Origin of the sequence: Streptomyces sp. NPDC055243 (assembly GCF_044544025.1) — a bacterium.
Lineage (GTDB): Bacteria > Actinomycetota > Actinomycetes > Streptomycetales > Streptomycetaceae > Streptomyces.
In genome coordinates, this window is sequence record NZ_JBITWR010000009.1 from 1 (window position 1) to 14,162 (window position 14,162).

General features: G+C 73.0%; 15 protein-coding genes. 9 read left to right on the plus strand and 6 right to left on the minus strand.

Annotation, left to right across the window (positions count from 1 at the left end):
- The 6 genes from ACIGXX_RS25240 to ACIGXX_RS25265 form a co-directional block, all read right to left on the minus strand.
- On the minus strand, positions 1 to 424 hold a 424-nt coding region (locus tag ACIGXX_RS25240; RefSeq protein WP_399979001.1), incomplete at its 3' end, for a vitamin K epoxide reductase family protein.
- 180 nt (positions 425 to 604) lie between these two features.
- Positions 605 to 1,108, minus strand: coding sequence for a DUF5949 family protein (locus ACIGXX_RS25245; RefSeq protein WP_351163297.1), 504 nt, complete (start codon positions 1,106 to 1,108; stop codon positions 605 to 607).
- Between the two features lie 248 nt (positions 1,109 to 1,356).
- Positions 1,357 to 1,503 (minus strand): chaplin family protein, encoded by a 147-nt coding sequence (locus ACIGXX_RS25250; RefSeq protein ID WP_351163300.1) that lies wholly within the window; start codon positions 1,501 to 1,503, stop codon positions 1,357 to 1,359.
- A gap of 117 nt (positions 1,504 to 1,620) precedes the next feature.
- Complete coding sequence (locus ACIGXX_RS25255) at positions 1,621 to 1,902, minus strand: hypothetical protein (protein WP_351163303.1); 282 nt, start codon at positions 1,900 to 1,902, stop codon at positions 1,621 to 1,623.
- Positions 1,903 to 2,210: 308 nt separating this feature from the next.
- The gene (locus ACIGXX_RS25260) at positions 2,211 to 2,888 is read right to left on the minus strand and encodes a hypothetical protein (protein WP_399979006.1); all 678 of its coding nucleotides are present in this window, start codon (positions 2,886 to 2,888) and stop codon (positions 2,211 to 2,213) included.
- A 179-nt stretch (positions 2,889 to 3,067) separates the two neighbouring features.
- Positions 3,068 to 3,307, minus strand: coding sequence for a chaplin (locus ACIGXX_RS25265; protein ID WP_351163307.1), 240 nt, complete (start codon positions 3,305 to 3,307; stop codon positions 3,068 to 3,070).
- A gap of 355 nt (positions 3,308 to 3,662) precedes the next feature.
- Here ACIGXX_RS25265 and ACIGXX_RS25270 point away from each other — a divergent pair, with 355 nt between their 5' ends.
- The 9 genes from ACIGXX_RS25270 (at position 3,663) to ACIGXX_RS25310 (ending at position 14,154) form a co-directional block, all read left to right on the plus strand.
- Positions 3,663 to 4,763: a DUF3344 domain-containing protein gene (locus ACIGXX_RS25270; protein WP_399979011.1), complete on the plus strand. Its 1,101-nt coding sequence runs from the start codon at positions 3,663 to 3,665 to the stop codon at positions 4,761 to 4,763.
- 33 nt (positions 4,764 to 4,796) lie between these two features.
- A complete protein-coding gene (locus ACIGXX_RS25275; protein ID WP_351163311.1) occupies positions 4,797 to 5,951 on the plus strand; it encodes a glycosyltransferase in 1,155 nt (384 codons plus the stop codon).
- Positions 5,948 to 7,429 (plus strand): sugar transferase, encoded by a 1,482-nt coding sequence (locus ACIGXX_RS25280; RefSeq protein WP_399979014.1) that lies wholly within the window; start codon positions 5,948 to 5,950, stop codon positions 7,427 to 7,429. Before ACIGXX_RS25275 ends, ACIGXX_RS25280 begins: the two co-directional genes overlap by 4 nt.
- Positions 7,430 to 7,527: 98 nt before the next feature.
- Positions 7,528 to 8,814: an O-antigen ligase family protein gene (locus ACIGXX_RS25285; RefSeq protein ID WP_361464547.1), complete on the plus strand. Its 1,287-nt coding sequence runs from the start codon at positions 7,528 to 7,530 to the stop codon at positions 8,812 to 8,814.
- Positions 8,811 to 10,463 (plus strand): lipid II flippase MurJ, encoded by a 1,653-nt coding sequence (murJ, locus tag ACIGXX_RS25290; RefSeq protein ID WP_351163316.1) that lies wholly within the window; start codon positions 8,811 to 8,813, stop codon positions 10,461 to 10,463. The genes ACIGXX_RS25285 and murJ overlap by 4 nt, the downstream gene beginning before the upstream one ends.
- Positions 10,464 to 10,497: 34 nt before the next feature.
- Complete coding sequence (locus ACIGXX_RS25295; RefSeq protein WP_351164008.1) at positions 10,498 to 11,238, plus strand: polysaccharide deacetylase family protein; 741 nt, start codon at positions 10,498 to 10,500, stop codon at positions 11,236 to 11,238.
- On the plus strand, positions 11,235 to 12,365 hold the full coding sequence (locus ACIGXX_RS25300; protein ID WP_399979019.1) for a glycosyltransferase: 1,131 nt from the start codon (positions 11,235 to 11,237) through the stop codon (positions 12,363 to 12,365). Before ACIGXX_RS25295 ends, ACIGXX_RS25300 begins: the two co-directional genes overlap by 4 nt.
- Positions 12,365 to 13,045 carry a lipopolysaccharide biosynthesis protein gene (locus tag ACIGXX_RS25305; protein ID WP_351163320.1) on the plus strand — a complete coding sequence of 227 codons (681 nt, stop codon included), beginning with the start codon at positions 12,365 to 12,367 and terminating at the stop codon, positions 13,043 to 13,045. Before ACIGXX_RS25300 ends, ACIGXX_RS25305 begins: the two co-directional genes overlap by 1 nt.
- Complete coding sequence (locus ACIGXX_RS25310) at positions 13,045 to 14,154, plus strand: GNAT family N-acetyltransferase (protein WP_399979023.1); 1,110 nt, start codon at positions 13,045 to 13,047, stop codon at positions 14,152 to 14,154. Before ACIGXX_RS25305 ends, ACIGXX_RS25310 begins: the two co-directional genes overlap by 1 nt.
- The last annotated feature ends 8 nt before the right edge of the window (positions 14,155 to 14,162 follow it).

Consider the following 14,162-nt stretch of genomic DNA (forward strand, 5'->3'; position numbering starts at 1 on the left):
ACTGCTGCATCAGCCACGTGCAGAAACCGACCCCGAACAGCGTGCCCGCGTTCAGCGTCAGCCAGTACCAGCGCGGGAACCGCGCCCGGCCCAGCACACTCATGCCCACACAGATCACCACCGCGTACGCGGCGATGCCCAGCATCGGGTTCGGGAACCCGAAGACCGACGCCTGCTCGCTCTTCATGATGTTGCCGCAGGAGACCACCGGATTGAGGCTGCACCCCGGCGTGAAGTCCGGGTCCTCAAGCAGCTTGAACTTGTCCAGCGTGATGACCCACGCCGCCAGCAGCCCCGCCGCACCCGTGATCACCAGGAGCAGCGCGAACGCACGGCTCCCACCGACGCCAGCGGGTGGCGGCTCCACGCGCCCTGAGGGGGCTTCGGGCTGACGAGCTTCGGGCAGAGGTGTCTTGGTGTGCATCGGCTGCGGTCCTCACTGGGTTCATGGGCTGCGGGGCAGCCCGGCACCCTTTGCAGTAGTGGGGCATCTCTCGGCAGGACAGGCCCTGTGGGCGACCACCCGCGTCACCACCGCGCCGGGGCCCGCCGGTCCGTCCCGACCGGCGGGCCCCGCCGCGTCCGGGCACCCCCTCGGCCGCTCCTAGCCGCGCAGGCTTCGCGCGGAGAGCAGGCAGTGCGCGGCGTTGGTCATGGTCTCCTCGGCGCCCGCGAAGGCGGCGAGGGCCTCCTCGGCGAGCGGAACCCCGGGCTTGGCCTCGGGCCAGGGACGCGTGGTGAACATGAAGTAGGCGTGGCCCCGCTCGCCCACCGCCTCGAGCCACTCCGGCGGTACGACGCACTGGGCGTTGAGGTGCGGCATGTTCAGGACGGCCTGGCCGGCCTCGACGAGGAGGGTGACGGGCAGGCTCGGGTTGCGGGAGCTCTCGACGACGGGGCCGCCGATGGGGAGCCCGGTGTTCTGCAGCAGGATCTCGATGGCTTCGGTCGAGGCCTCGGGACCGCCTTCGCCGTCGCCCAGCGAGTACGCGAGCAGGAAGGGCATGTCCTCCTCGTCCTCGGGGTGTTCACCACTCCAGGGGACCACGGTGAGGGTGCCCAGATCGGCGGGCCGGAAGGTGCGGGTTTCGCTCGATGTCGAGGTCATCCCGGAACCGTATCGATGTGTCCCTACGCCTCGGACCCGTCTGTCACTTGACTGGGTGAGTGGGGGCCAGCCATCACACGATCGGGGCACGCGCCGGTCGAACTCCGGGGCCCCTCAGTCGAACTGAGGCCCTGGGAAGGCGTGCGGGCCGGGAAAACCCCGAGGGCCGGTTCCGCAGAATGCGTCTGCGGAACCGGCCCTCATCGCCGCGTGCCGTTCGCTCGCGGCAGCACTTCTCGGGGAGAACGTCAGCTGGTGACGGCCGCGTCGCCCGCGACGTTCACCGGTACGTGGACCGGGACCTCGGCCAGGGTGCCGAAGATGACGCCGGGCGAGCCGCCGGCCGCGCTCCCGGCACTGGAACCGCTGCCGTCGGCGGCGAGGCGTTGCCTCATGGAGCGGTCCGCGGAATCCTCCGCAGGAAACACGCCCAGGCAATTGCTTCCTTCATTCGGCCCTCATTCGGCCTTCATTCGGCGCGATACGCCGTCCGCGGGAAAGCGGGAAGGGTTCTACTTTCCGACGGGGAGTCCGCCGAGCAGCTTGCCGGCGCCGCCGCCCGCGTGCAGGTCCTTCGCGGCACCGGAAACGGTGTTGACGACGGAGTCCTTGTTCTCGGTGTCCAGGGCGTTGGTGGCCAGCGGGGCCGCGTCGAGCGACGACGTCTGGCTGGCGATCGTGTCCAGTGCACCGTTCAGGCTGGTGGGCGTGAGGTCGGCGGCGAAGGCGGGTGCGGCGGCACCAGCGATGACCATGGATCCGGCAACGACGGCGGCAGCCTTCAGGGGCTTCATCGTGTTCCTTTCTTCGGCGACGGACGGTCGCCAGAGGGGATTTTCACTTCGCCATGGGTAACGAGCGCTGTGTACGGCGGAAACTCTGTGCGGCGGAAATTCACGGAACCCACCCGAACGAAGGCGGTGTCTCATTCTCGTATGAGATGGGCGGCGAGATGGGCGGCGAGAGGGGTCGTGAGAGGGGCCGTGAGATGGATGGCGATGGGGACATGAAAAGCCCGTCGCGCCGACCGGGAAGGCCGACGCGACGGGTGGAGATCGATGCTGACGGGGGCTGACGGGTGCCGACGTGTGCTGACCGAGGCTCAGGACAGCGCGGGCGCCTGGGGCACGTTGGGCGCGGCCGGCAGCTTGGCCTCCGGCAGCTTGGGCAGGGCCGGAAGGCCTGCCAGATCCGGCGCGGGCAGGCCGCCGCCGAGCAGCGTGGCCGCGACGACGTTGACGAGGCCGGTGAGCACGGTCGGAACCGCGCCCGCCACCGCGGCCACGTCGCCGCCGGTCGCCGCCTTGAGCAGGGTGTCGACCGCGGTCTGCAGTGCCTTCAGGGCGTCGGCCTTCGGGTCGGCCGCGGCCCTGGCGTCGTCCGGCATCGCCTTGGGGAGCGCCGGGGCCTCCGGGAGCGTGGACGTCTGCGGGAGGGCCGGGGCCTCCGGAGCCTTGGGGGCCGCTGCCGAGGCCTTGGTGATGGCGGCCTTCACCGGCTCGGCGAGCTTCGCGGCCTCCGCGGCGGGCAGTTGACCCTTGTCGGCCTTCAGTACGGCGGTGAGCAGGTCGGTGACCGGGGTGAGCACACCGCCCGCGTCGCCCAGGGTCTTGGCCTGGGCCAGCAGCGCGTCCGCTCCGGCGACCGGCGCGCGGGCCGCCTCCTGGGCGTTGCTGGGAGGGGAGTCGCTCTCGGCGGCGATGACGGGACCGGCCGTCCCGATGAGGAGCGAAGCGCAGAGGACGGTGGTCGCGATACGCCGTACGGGCAGAGCGCGCATGAATGTTCCCTTCGGTGATGCGTCGGATCTTGTGTTCACCGTGAAAGCGGTGGACACCGTCCGCAACCGAGCGACTGCCATTCGGGGGCATGGCGGCCGTCCGGGGCATGCCGGGGAACGGACGACGGCCGTCCTCCTCAGGGGAGAACGGCCGTCGCTCAGTGCGTGCTGCCGAAGCGTCAGCTGTTGACGCAGGTGTTGCCGAACGCCGGGTTCAGCAGACCGATGACGTTCACGGTGTTGCCGCAGGCGTTGACCGGGATGTGGACCGGGACCTGGACGGCGTTGCCGGAGATGACACCGGGGGAGTTGGTGGCGGCACCCTGGGCACCGGCGTCGGCGGCGGCGATGCCGGCGCTGCCGGCCATGGCGGCCACGGCAACGGTGGAGAGGGCGAGGGCCTTCGCGGTACGCGACATGGAGAGTTGCTCCTTGGTGAGTTGATGCATCGGCAGGGCGGGGTGCCCGGCCCATGGATCAACGGAACTCGCCCGCAAGGGTTGTGGGCCCAAAAGGGTGATCTGTCGGCGCAGGGTTAACGCGAGGCCCCGGCCCGTGCTCCCGGCAGGCTCCCGGCAGGCTCCCGAGCGTTACTCACTTCACGATTCCGACACACTTGACAGCCTTCCTGGATTAATGCGGAAAGCGGCTAGTGTTGCTCCCTCCTGAAGCCATTTGAAAGAACAAGTGCGGGAAGTTACGAGACGAGTGTGACTGTCGCATTTACATTCTCCCTCCTGGTCCGGAACCTTTCCCGAAAGGGCAACGCCGGTCATGCGTAATTCCCTGGGCCCCTTGCTGCGTCGTGTGACGCTGTGCGCCGTTTCCCTCGTGGTCGTCGCCACGCCGGGCGGCCCCGCCCTGGCCGCACCCGCACCCCCCGCCGCCGAAGCGGCCGGCATCAAGTTCGCGCAGCGCTATCACGCCCTCCAGCACGGCGGGATCACCCGCGCCGCCAACACGGCCATCACGTGCCGCAAGCCGATGGCCCCGCGCGCGGTGTCTTGCCCTTCCGCGCGCGGGGGCAAGGCGGCCGCCAACAACGACTTCGACATGTTCTACGTCGACGTCGACAAGGACCCGAACACCTACAACTCCAGCCGCGGAGAGGTCCGGCTGCCGCAGGGCTCCCGGGTCTCCTACGCGCGCCTGTACTGGGGCGGCAACCTCCGCGTCGGCGAGCAGAAGCCGCCCAAGGACAACGGCAGGGCCCTGATCGCCGAGCCCGGCGGCAGCTACCGGGACGTGCAGGCCGACACCCTGGTCGGGCACCGCACCGCCAACGGAGCGGACGCCTTCCAGGCGTCGGCCGACGTCACCCCCCTCGTCAGGGCCAGCGGCGCCGGGCTCTACACCGTCGCCCAGGTCAACGTGGCGATGGGGCACTCCAAGGCCGGGGCATGGGGCGGCTGGACGCTGGTCGTCGCGTACGAGAACGAGACCGCGCCGCTGCGGCACCTGACCGTGTGGGACGGCTTCGACTCCTTCGACGCGCGCCGGCGCAGCCATGCGGTCCGGCTCGGCGGCGCGCCGGTGCCGGCCCGTGCCAAGGGCAGCGTGGGCATGGTCGCGTACAACGGCGACCGCGGAACGAGAGGCGACACGCTCACCGTGTCGACCGACCGGAGCAGGCCCGTGCGGCTCTCCGACGCGGCGAACCCCGCCCGCGACGTACTGAACTCGACCATCAGCGAGCCGGGCAGGCAGATCGCAAGGACGCCCGCGTACGCCAACACGCTCGGCTACGACTCCGACATCTTCCGGCTCGACGGAGCCCTCAAGGCCGACCGAAAGGGCCTGCTCATCCGTCTCGCCTCGCAGCGAGAGTCCGCGTGGACCGGTGTGCTCTTCGCCGCTGTGGACGCGAAGCGGTAGCGCACCACCTTCCCCCTGAGCAAGGCGCCGTGCATGCAACTGTCATCATCTGACCCCCGGCTGAGCGTCCTTCATGTCGCGCAGCCCGTCGACGGCGGAGTGGCCCGCGTGGTCACCGACCTGGTGAAGTCCCAGCTGTCCACCGGGATGAGGGTCCACGTGGCGTGTCCGGACGGCGGCCGTCTGCCGGACGCCGTGCGCGGCCTGGGAAGCGATGTCCACGGCTGGGCGGCGACCCGCTCCCCGGGCCCCGGCCTGCCGGGCGAGGTGCGGCGCCTCGCCCGCATCGTCGACGCGCTCCGGCCCGACGTCGTGCACGCGCACAGCGCCAAGGCCGGGCTCGCCGCCCGGCTCGCCCTGCGCGGCAGGGTCCCCACGGTGTTCCAGCCGCACGCGTGGTCCTTCGAGGCCGTCGGCGGCGCGACCGCGCGGCTCGCCCTGGGCTGGGAGCGCTTCGGGGCGCGCTGGGCCACGCACGTGGTCTGCGTCAGCGAGGCGGAACGGCTCACCGGGCGGCGCTCCGGGATCGACGCGCGCTGGTCGGTGATCCCCAACGGGGTGGACGCCGAGCACTTCCGGCCCATGGCCGCGCAGGCCGCGCGGAGCGCCCTGGGGATCTCCGAGCAGGCGCCCTTGGTGGTGTGCGTGGGGCGGCTCTGCCGGCAGAAGGGGCAGGACGTCCTGCTGCGGGCCTGGGCCGCGGTCAGCGCGTGGATGCCGATGGCCCGGCTCGTCCTCGTCGGGGACGGGCCCGACGCGGCCGGTCTGCGCGAACGGGCGCCCGCCTCCGTCCGGTTCGTCGGAGCCGTCCAGGACGCCACCTCCTGGTACCAGGCGGCCGACGTCGTGGTCCTGCCGTCCCGCTGGGAGGGCATGGCCCTCGTACCCCTGGAGGCGATGGCCTGCGCCCGGCCCGTGGTGGTCACCGATGTGGACGGCGCGCGCGAGAGCCTGCCGCCCGCACTCGTGCCGCACGGTCTCGTCCCCGCGGAGGACCCCGACGCGCTGGCGCGAGCCCTCGTCGGACTGCTCGGCGATCCGCCCCTGTGCGAATCCCTCGGCCGTGCAGCGCACCGTCACGTATCGACCACCCACGATGTGCGGCGCACCACGGACGCTGTCGCGGCCGTGTACCGCGAGCTACTGGGCGTGGGGCCCATCAAGTGCAGGGAGTCCATCAACCCGTGAGTGCGGAACGAACCGTCGCCCCTGCCGCGCAGCCACGGGCGGCCGACCATGCCATCGCCACCGCCTCGGTCATCCCTCCCCGCGGGGCCGGGGGCGGCCGCAGGACGAGCATCGGCTGGGGGTCATCGACACGCCGTTCGTCGGCCCTGCCCCTGGTCGCCGTGGACTGCACCGCCGCCCTGCTCGGCAGCGTGCTGCTCGCCGATCCGCAGCGCCACCCCCTGCTGGTGGTCCTGCTCCTGGCCGGCGTGACCGGCCTGAACACGCGGGCCGCGCTGTACCGCCCGCTCGCCGTGCCCTCCGCCCTCGACGAACTGCCGTCGCTGGCCTGGCAGGCCCTGCTGAGCTGGTGCGCCGTGGGACTGGTGGCCGCGAGCTTCCCCGCCCTGAGCCCGCTCTCCCTCACCACCCTGTGCACGGCGGCGGCGCTGCAGAGCGTGCTGTGCTGCGCGGGCCGCGGCTCCCTGTACTGGTGGGCCCGCAGGGCCACGCTGCGCCAGCCGCGCCCGGCCCTGGTGGTCGGCCACGGCGCCGTCGCGCGGCGCGTCGCGGAGGCGGTCCTGCGCCATCCGCAGGCCGGGGTGCGGCCCGTGGGCATCGTGGGCGAGGCGCCCGCCGAGCGCACGGAGCCGGAGGGGGCCGCCGAACTGCCGGTGCTCTCCACCATCGAGGAGCTGCGCCGCGCCGTCATCCAGAACGCCGTACGCACCGTCCTGGTCGTCGGGCCGACGCCGGGACCGGAGCAGATCGGGTGGCTGCGCGCGCTGAGCGGCTCCGGATGCGACGTGTGGGCGATCGACGCGACGCAGCCGCCGGGCTACGACGCGCCGGGGAGACAGGCCAGATCCGGGCGGCTCGCCGGGTTCCCCTGCCGCTTGCTCGTGCCCGCGAGGTCCCGGCACTTCAGCGTCAGCAAGCGCGCCCTCGACCTGGTGACCTCGGGGACCCTGCTGCTGCTCATCAGCCCCGTGCTCCTCGCCTGCGCCGCCGTCCTGCGGGCCACCGAAGGACCCGGGGTGATCTTCCGTCAGGAGCGCATCGGCAGGGACGGGCGGCCGTTCACCCTGCTGAAGTTCCGCACGCACCGCCCCGTCGACCCGCAGGAGGCCGCGACCCGGTGGACGGTCGCGGGCGAGCAGCACATGAGCCGGTTCTGCCAGTTCCTGCGCCGCACCTCGCTCGACGAGCTGCCGCAGTTGTGGAACGTCTTCTGGGGCGACATGAGCCTGGTCGGCCCGCGCCCCGAACGCCCCTACTTCGTGGGCAAGTTCAGCCAGACCTACCCCGGCTACGCGGAGCGCCACCGCATGCCGACCGGCATCACCGGGCTCGCCCAGATCCAGGGGCTGCGCGGCGACACCTCGATCGAGGACCGGTGCCGGTTCGACAACGCCTACATCGACAGCTGGTCGTTCTGGCAGGACCTGTGCATCCTGCTGCGCACCGCCGCCTCCCTCGTACGTCCGACGGGGAGCTGACCCGGGTGAACGGTGCCTCCATCACGCTCCTCCCGCCCGGCTCACCGGCCGCCGCGATCTCATCGGCGCTGCGCGGTGCCGGGCCCGTGCTGCCCGTCATGGCCGTGGTCGCCCTGCTCGCGCTGCCCGTACCGCCGGGCGACGGCGGCTCCGGGGGCGGCACGGCCGCCGACGCCGTCTCCGCCCTGGTGGTGTGCTGGTGCGTGGCCCGCGCCGTGCGCGGGGCGCGGCGGCCGCTGACGCGGACCGCCGCCGTCGTGCTCGGCCTGCCGGTGATCGGCATCGCGGTCGCGGCGGTCGGCGCGAGCACCGCCTCCGCCGGGATGACCGGCCTGGTGCGCTACCTGCAGATCTTCGTCCTCGTACCGGCCGCGGTCCTGATGCTCGTCCGCGACCGCCGCGACTTTTGCCTGGTGGCCTGGTCGATCGTCGGCCTGGCCCTCTTCCAGGGCTCGGTCGGCGTCTACCAGTACGTCACGGGGACGGGCGCCTCCTACATGGGCTCGGATGTCAGGGCCGTGGGGACCTTCGGCGCGACGGACGTCATGGGAATGGCGACCGTGGTGTCGTACGGAGTGGTGTGCGCGGTGGCCCTCGCGCTCGGCCCGGCCTCCCCGAAGGGGCGTCAGGCAGGCCTGAGCCAGCGGCAGATCGCGCTGGTGTGCGCGCTGCTCCTGACCGTCCCGCTCGCGCTCTCCTTCAGCCGCGGCGCCTGGATCGCCACCGTCGTGGCGTGCGGCGCGCAGCTGGGGCTCGCGGGGGTGCGGCGCGCCCTGCGGGCCCTCGCCGCGGTGGCCGCCGCGGCCGTGGTCCTGGTGGGCGGCCTCGGCATCGGCACGCAGATGCTGCAGGAGCGGATCACCAGCATCACGCAGGTGACCGACGCCCCCGACCAGTCCGTCACCGACCGGTACACGATGTGGGCTGCGGCGGTGGACATGTGGCGCGACGAGCCGGTGTCGGGCGTGGGGCTCAAGGCCTTCCCCGACCACCGCGACAGCCACGCGTCGCTGGCCCTCTCCTCGGCCAGCGACACCGCCGGCGCGGGCGCCGCCTTCGCCCGGCAGCCGCTGCTCTCCCCGCACAACATGTATCTGCTCGTCCTCAGCGAGCAGGGGCTGCTCGGCCTGTGCACGCTGGTGGGCAGCTGGGCGGCCTTCCTGCTGCTCGGTCTGCGGCGGCTGACCCGGGTGCGCGGGAGCGCGGGCACGGACTGCGCGCTCGTCGCGTGCGGTCTGCTCGTCTGGCAGCTGGTGGACTTCGCGTACGCCGACATCGGCGGGCCCTCGACGGTGCTCATGGCCGTGGTCCTGGGGCTCGTGGCCTGGTGGGCGCTGTCCGGCCGTGCCCTCGCGGCGCCCGCGCCGGGGGAGGCGCCGCGATGACCTCCACGACCCACTCCGTGGACACGGCACCGGCGGGCAAGGTGCCCGCGCCGGCCACCGAGGCCGAGCCCGTCAGGGGCTCCGACCCCTCCAACGGCTTTCTCGCCAAGGCCGCTCTGATCACCGCGGTCCTCACGGTGGCCGGATCGGTACTCGGGCTCGTGCGCGACCAGGCCCTGGCCCATTTCTTCGGGGCGGGCTCCGAGACCGACGCCTTCCTCGTCGCGTGGACCGTCCCCGAGGTGGCCACCACACTGCTCATCGAGGACGGCCTCGCGTTCGCCCTCGTACCGGCCTTCAGCATGGCGCTCGCCCGCCGGGGCCAGGGCGCGCGGCGCGACCCGGTCCGCGCCCTGGTGGCCGCGTCGCTGCCACGCCTGATGGTGGCCTCCGGGGCCGTCGCGCTGATCCTAATGGCCGGGGCGCCGGTCCTGGTGGAGGTCCTCGCGCCGGGCCTGCCCGACCCGCGCCTCGCCGTGGACTGCACGCTCCTGACCGCCACCTGCGTCTTCACGTTCGGCCTGGCCGGGTACTGCAGCGCGGCCCTGCGCGCCCACCGCAGGTTCGTGGCCCCGGCCGCCATCTACGTCTTCTACAACATCGGCATCATCACCGCGGTGTTCGTCCTCGCCCCGCGCTACGGCGTTAGGGCGGCGGCGCTGGGCGTCGCGGTCGGCGGCGTCCTCATGGTGCTCGTCCAGGCACCCTCGCTCTGGCGGCAGCTCACCCGCGACACGGCGGACGCGCCGAACGACAACGCGACGGGTCCCTCGGCCCCGGCGCTGATGGGCAGGGCCGTCGTCGCCACCGTGCTGCTCTTCGCGCTGTGCCGGCAGTCGCAGGTGCTCATCGAGCGCTTCCTGGCGTCCTCGCTGCCCTCGGGGGCCATCTCGCACCTCAACTACGCGCAAAAAGTGGCGCAGGTGCCGATGATCCTCTCCCTGATGCTGTGCACGGTCACGCTCCCCGTCGTCGCGCGGGCCCTGGCCGAAGGCGACGTCAAGCGCGCCAGGTCGCGCGTCGAGCGGGACCTGGGCCTGGCCGGCTGCGTGGTGCTGCTGGGCACCTCCGTGGTCATCGCCTGTGCGCCGCAGCTCATCCAACTCCTGTTCCAGCGAGGCGCGTTCACCGCGGACGACACCGTCGCCACGGCGGCCGTGATGCGCGTGTACGCGCTGGGCCTCCTGGGCCACACGCTGGTGGGCGCGCTCGTGCGCTCCTACTTTTCCGGCGGGCGGGCCACGTGGTTCCCGCTGGGCGCGATGACGGTCGGGATCGCCGCGACCGCGGGGATCGGCACCTGGGCGGTGGACCTGTGGGGCGTACGCGGCATCGCGCTCGCCAACGCGGCGGGGATCAGCGTCACGGCCTTCGTGCTGCTGTGCGGGATGGGCCCGCGCAACGTGCCGATCCGGGTCCGCCGCGTCCTGGGCGAGCTGGTCAAACCGGTGGCCGCGACGGTGTGCGCCACCGGGTTCGGCGGCGCCTTCGCGAGCCACGTCGACGCGCCCTTCAGTGCCTTCGCCGTCGGCTCCACGACCGTCGCCGCCGTCTTCTTCCTGGTGCTCTGGGCCCTGAAGGCCCAGGCCTTCGAGCCCGTCATCCGTTCCGTCACATCCGCCACACGGAAGCTCTGGCATGTCCATTGACACAGCACTCGGTGAGACCACCCGTTCGCGGCGCATGCGGCACTGGCTGCCCCAGGCGCCGATGTGGGTGGCGATGTACCACTCCGTGGACAACTGCGCGGACGACCCCTACAAGATCACCGTCTCGCCCGAACGCCTCGCGGCCCAACTGCGCTGGCTCCGCCGCCAGGGGCTGCGCGGGGTGAGCATGACCCGGCTCCTCACGGCGCGCGCCCGCGGCGAGGGACGCGGCCTGGTCGGCCTCACCTTCGACGACGGATACACCGACTTCGTCGACCACGCCCTGCCGCTCCTGCGCCGCTACGACTTCGGCGCCACCGTCTTCGTGCTCCCGGGCCGCCTCGCGGGCGACAACGCCTGGGACCCGCTGGGCCCCCGCAAGCCGCTGCTGAGCGCGGAGGGCATCCGGCACGCCGCCGCCGAGGGGATGGAGGTCGCCTCGCACGGCCTGACCCACGTCGACCTCACCCGGGCGGACGACCGGCTGCTGTGGCAGGAGACCAGCGGCAGCCGGCTCGCGCTCTCCGACCTGATCGGCCGCGAGGTGGAGGGCTTCTGCTATCCGTACGGCACCGTGGACCAGCGCGTCGCCGACACCGTACGAGCGGCCGGCTACCGCTACGCGTGCGCGATCTCCCCGGGCCCGCTGACCGGTGTCCACGCCCTGCCGCGCGTCCACATCGGGCAGGAGGACACCGCCCTGCGGCTCCAGCTGAAACTGCGGTTGAACCGGCTGCGCCGCCGTGCGGTCCGCGAACCGGCGGTGGCCGAATGAGGGCCCTGCACGTCATCACCGGCCTGGGAGTCGGCGGCGCCGAGCAGCAACTGCGCCTGCTCCTGCGCCACTTGCCCGCCGCCTGCGACGTCGTGACCCTCACCAACCCCGGCCCGGTCGCCGACGGCCTGACGGCCGACGGGGTGCGCGTCATCCACCTGGGCATGTCCGGCAACCGTGACGTGGGCGCCGTGCCCCGCCTCGTGAAGGTCATCCGGGGCGGTGGATACGACCTCGTGCACACCCACCTGTTCCGCGCCTGCCTGTACGGGCGCATCGCCGCCCGCCTGGCCGGGACGCGCGCCGTCGTGGCCACCGAACACTCCCTGGGCGACTCGCAGATGGAGGGACGGCCGCTGACCGCGGGCGTCCGCGCGCTGTACCTGACCGGCGAGCGTCTGGGGCGGGCCACGGTGGCGGTGTCCCCCTCCGTCGCCGAGCGGCTCACCCGGTGGGGGGTGCCCCGGCAGCGCATCCACGTCGTGCCGAACGGCATCGAGGTGGAGCGGTTCCGCTTCGACCCGCGGGCCCGGGTCGCCGTCCGCCGCCAACTGGGGCTCCCGGACGAGGCGTTCGTGGTCGGCGCGGTGGGCCGGCTCGCTCCGGGCAAGCGGTTCGACGTCCTGCTGCACGCCCTGGCCGCGCTGCCCCAGGACGTACGCCTGCTGCTGATCGGCGGCGGCCCCGAGGAGGGCGGCCTGCGCGCGACGGCGGCTCGACTGGGGCTCGCGGACCGGGTGGTGTTCGCCGGGGAGCGGCCCCATCTGTCCACGGAGGCGACCGACCTCCCCGCGTTCCTCGCCGCCATGGACGTCCTCGCTTCGCCGTCGTCCGAGGAGGCCTTCGGTCTTGCCGTCGTGGAGGGGCTGGCCGCCGGTCTGCCGGTGCTCTACGTCCGCTGCCCCGCCGTGGAGGACCTCCCGCCGGACGCCGCCACCGGCGCCGGGCGCGTCACGGGCGACGCGGACTCCTTCGCGCGGGCGCTGCTGGGGGTCCGGTCGGCGGGGGCGCGGGCGCGCCTCGCCCCGGAGGCCGCGCGCCACTACAGCATCACCCGCAGCGCAGCACAGCTGATGCATGTGTACGAGGCAGCTGCCTCCGGCTCGACCCCGAGAGTGAGTTCCTGATGACCGATACCCTCAGCAGGCGGCACCGCCCGGCCGGTCTCCCGGCCCCGATCCTCGCCCGCGTCAAGCGCCTGCCCGCCTGGTGGATCCTGCCGGCGGGCGCCGCGCTCGGCGCCCTGACCGGCAGCGTGTACGGCCTGGTGAAGACACCGGAGTACACCGCGACGAGCTATGTGATCGCCGTCCCGCAGAAGGGCTCCGACCCCACCGCAGCCCTCGGCTTCGCCACCGCGTACGGCAGGGTCGCCACGCAGGTCGCGGTGCTCGGCGACGCCCAGGTGGAGTCGGGCGTCTCGCCGCGGACGCTGCGCGAGAGCGTGCAGGCGGCCACGTCGCCCGACGCCCCGATGATCTCCATCTCGGCGACCGCGGCCAAGCCCGGCAAGGCCCGTGACATCGCCAACGCGGTGTCGCGCTCCCTGACCAACAACGCGAACCACACCAAGGACAGCACGCAGGTGCGCCTCCTGCAGCTCTCGCGCGCGGTCAAGCCCGAGGCCCCCGCGTCGGCGTCGGCGCCCATGACCGCCCTGGTGGGCGGCTGCGCGGGAGGCCTGATCGGCGGGCTCGCCCTCCTCGTGCGCCCGCGGCGCGGCGAGCACGGCGAGAACGGCGACGACGCAGCACCGGCCTCCGTGCCGAGCCCCGCACAGTCCGCCGACGCCAACCGGGAGAGGTGATGGGAGTGGCCGACAGCTCCCTGACCATCGAACTGTGCACGGACGAGGGCGAGTTCGGGGATCTCGCGGCGGCCTGGGCCCGGCTGCACCGCAGGTGCCGGACGGCGACGCCGTTCCAGAGCCACGCGTGGCTGCACTCGTGGTGGCTCTCCTACGGCACCCGCGGGCGGCTGCGCGTCGTCCTCGTACGCAAGGACGGCGAGCTCGTCGCGACGGCGCCGCTGATGCGCGCCTACGTCCCGCTCCCCGCGCTCGTGCCGCTGGGCGGCGCGATCTCCGACTTCACCGACGTGCTGCTGGACGACGCGTTCGCCGACGAGGCCGCCGACGCGCTGGCCGACGGCCTGGCGAAGCTGGCCCGCAGCGCCCTGATCGACTTCCGCGAGGTGCGGTCAGGAGCCGCCGTGGAGCACATCTACGAACGCTGGCGAGGGCCCCGGCTCCGCCTCGTGGACTCGCTCTGCCTTGAGCTGCCCGCCGCGTCGATGGAGGAGCTGCTCGGGCGGCTGCCCGCACCCCGGGCCCAGCGGGCGCGCGCCAAGATCCGGAAGATGGACGCGCTGGGCGTCGAGCGGCGGATCGTACGCCACGACGAGGTGGATGCCTCCGTGCGCACGCTGCTGCACCTGCATCAGCTCCAGTGGCAGGGGCGCAAGGTGACCTCCGAGCACCTCCAGCCGCGGTTCTCCGAGCACCTGATCAGGTCGGTGGGGCTCATGGTCAGGGCGGGCGACGCGGTGGTCACCGAGTTCCGGCTCGACGACGCCGTGGTGGCCGCCGATCTCACCCTGCTCTCGCCCCACCTGGTCGGCGGCTACCTCTACGGGGCGCACCCGCAGCTGCGCGAGCGCAAGGTGGACGTGGCGACGATGCTCCTGAACGCCTGCACGGAGCACGCCGAGGGCGACCGGAGCCGTGTCCTGAGCCTCCTGCGCGGCAACGAACCGTACAAGCACCACTGGCGCCCCGAGGAGGCCACCAACCACCGCTTCCTGCTGGCCCGCAGGCGCACCGCCCCCGTGCTGCGGGCCGCCGCGTGGGACGCGGCCGCCCGCAGCCGGGGCAAGGAGTTCCTGCGCGGGCGCAGGGAACGCCGGGAGCGGTCCTGAGCGCTCTC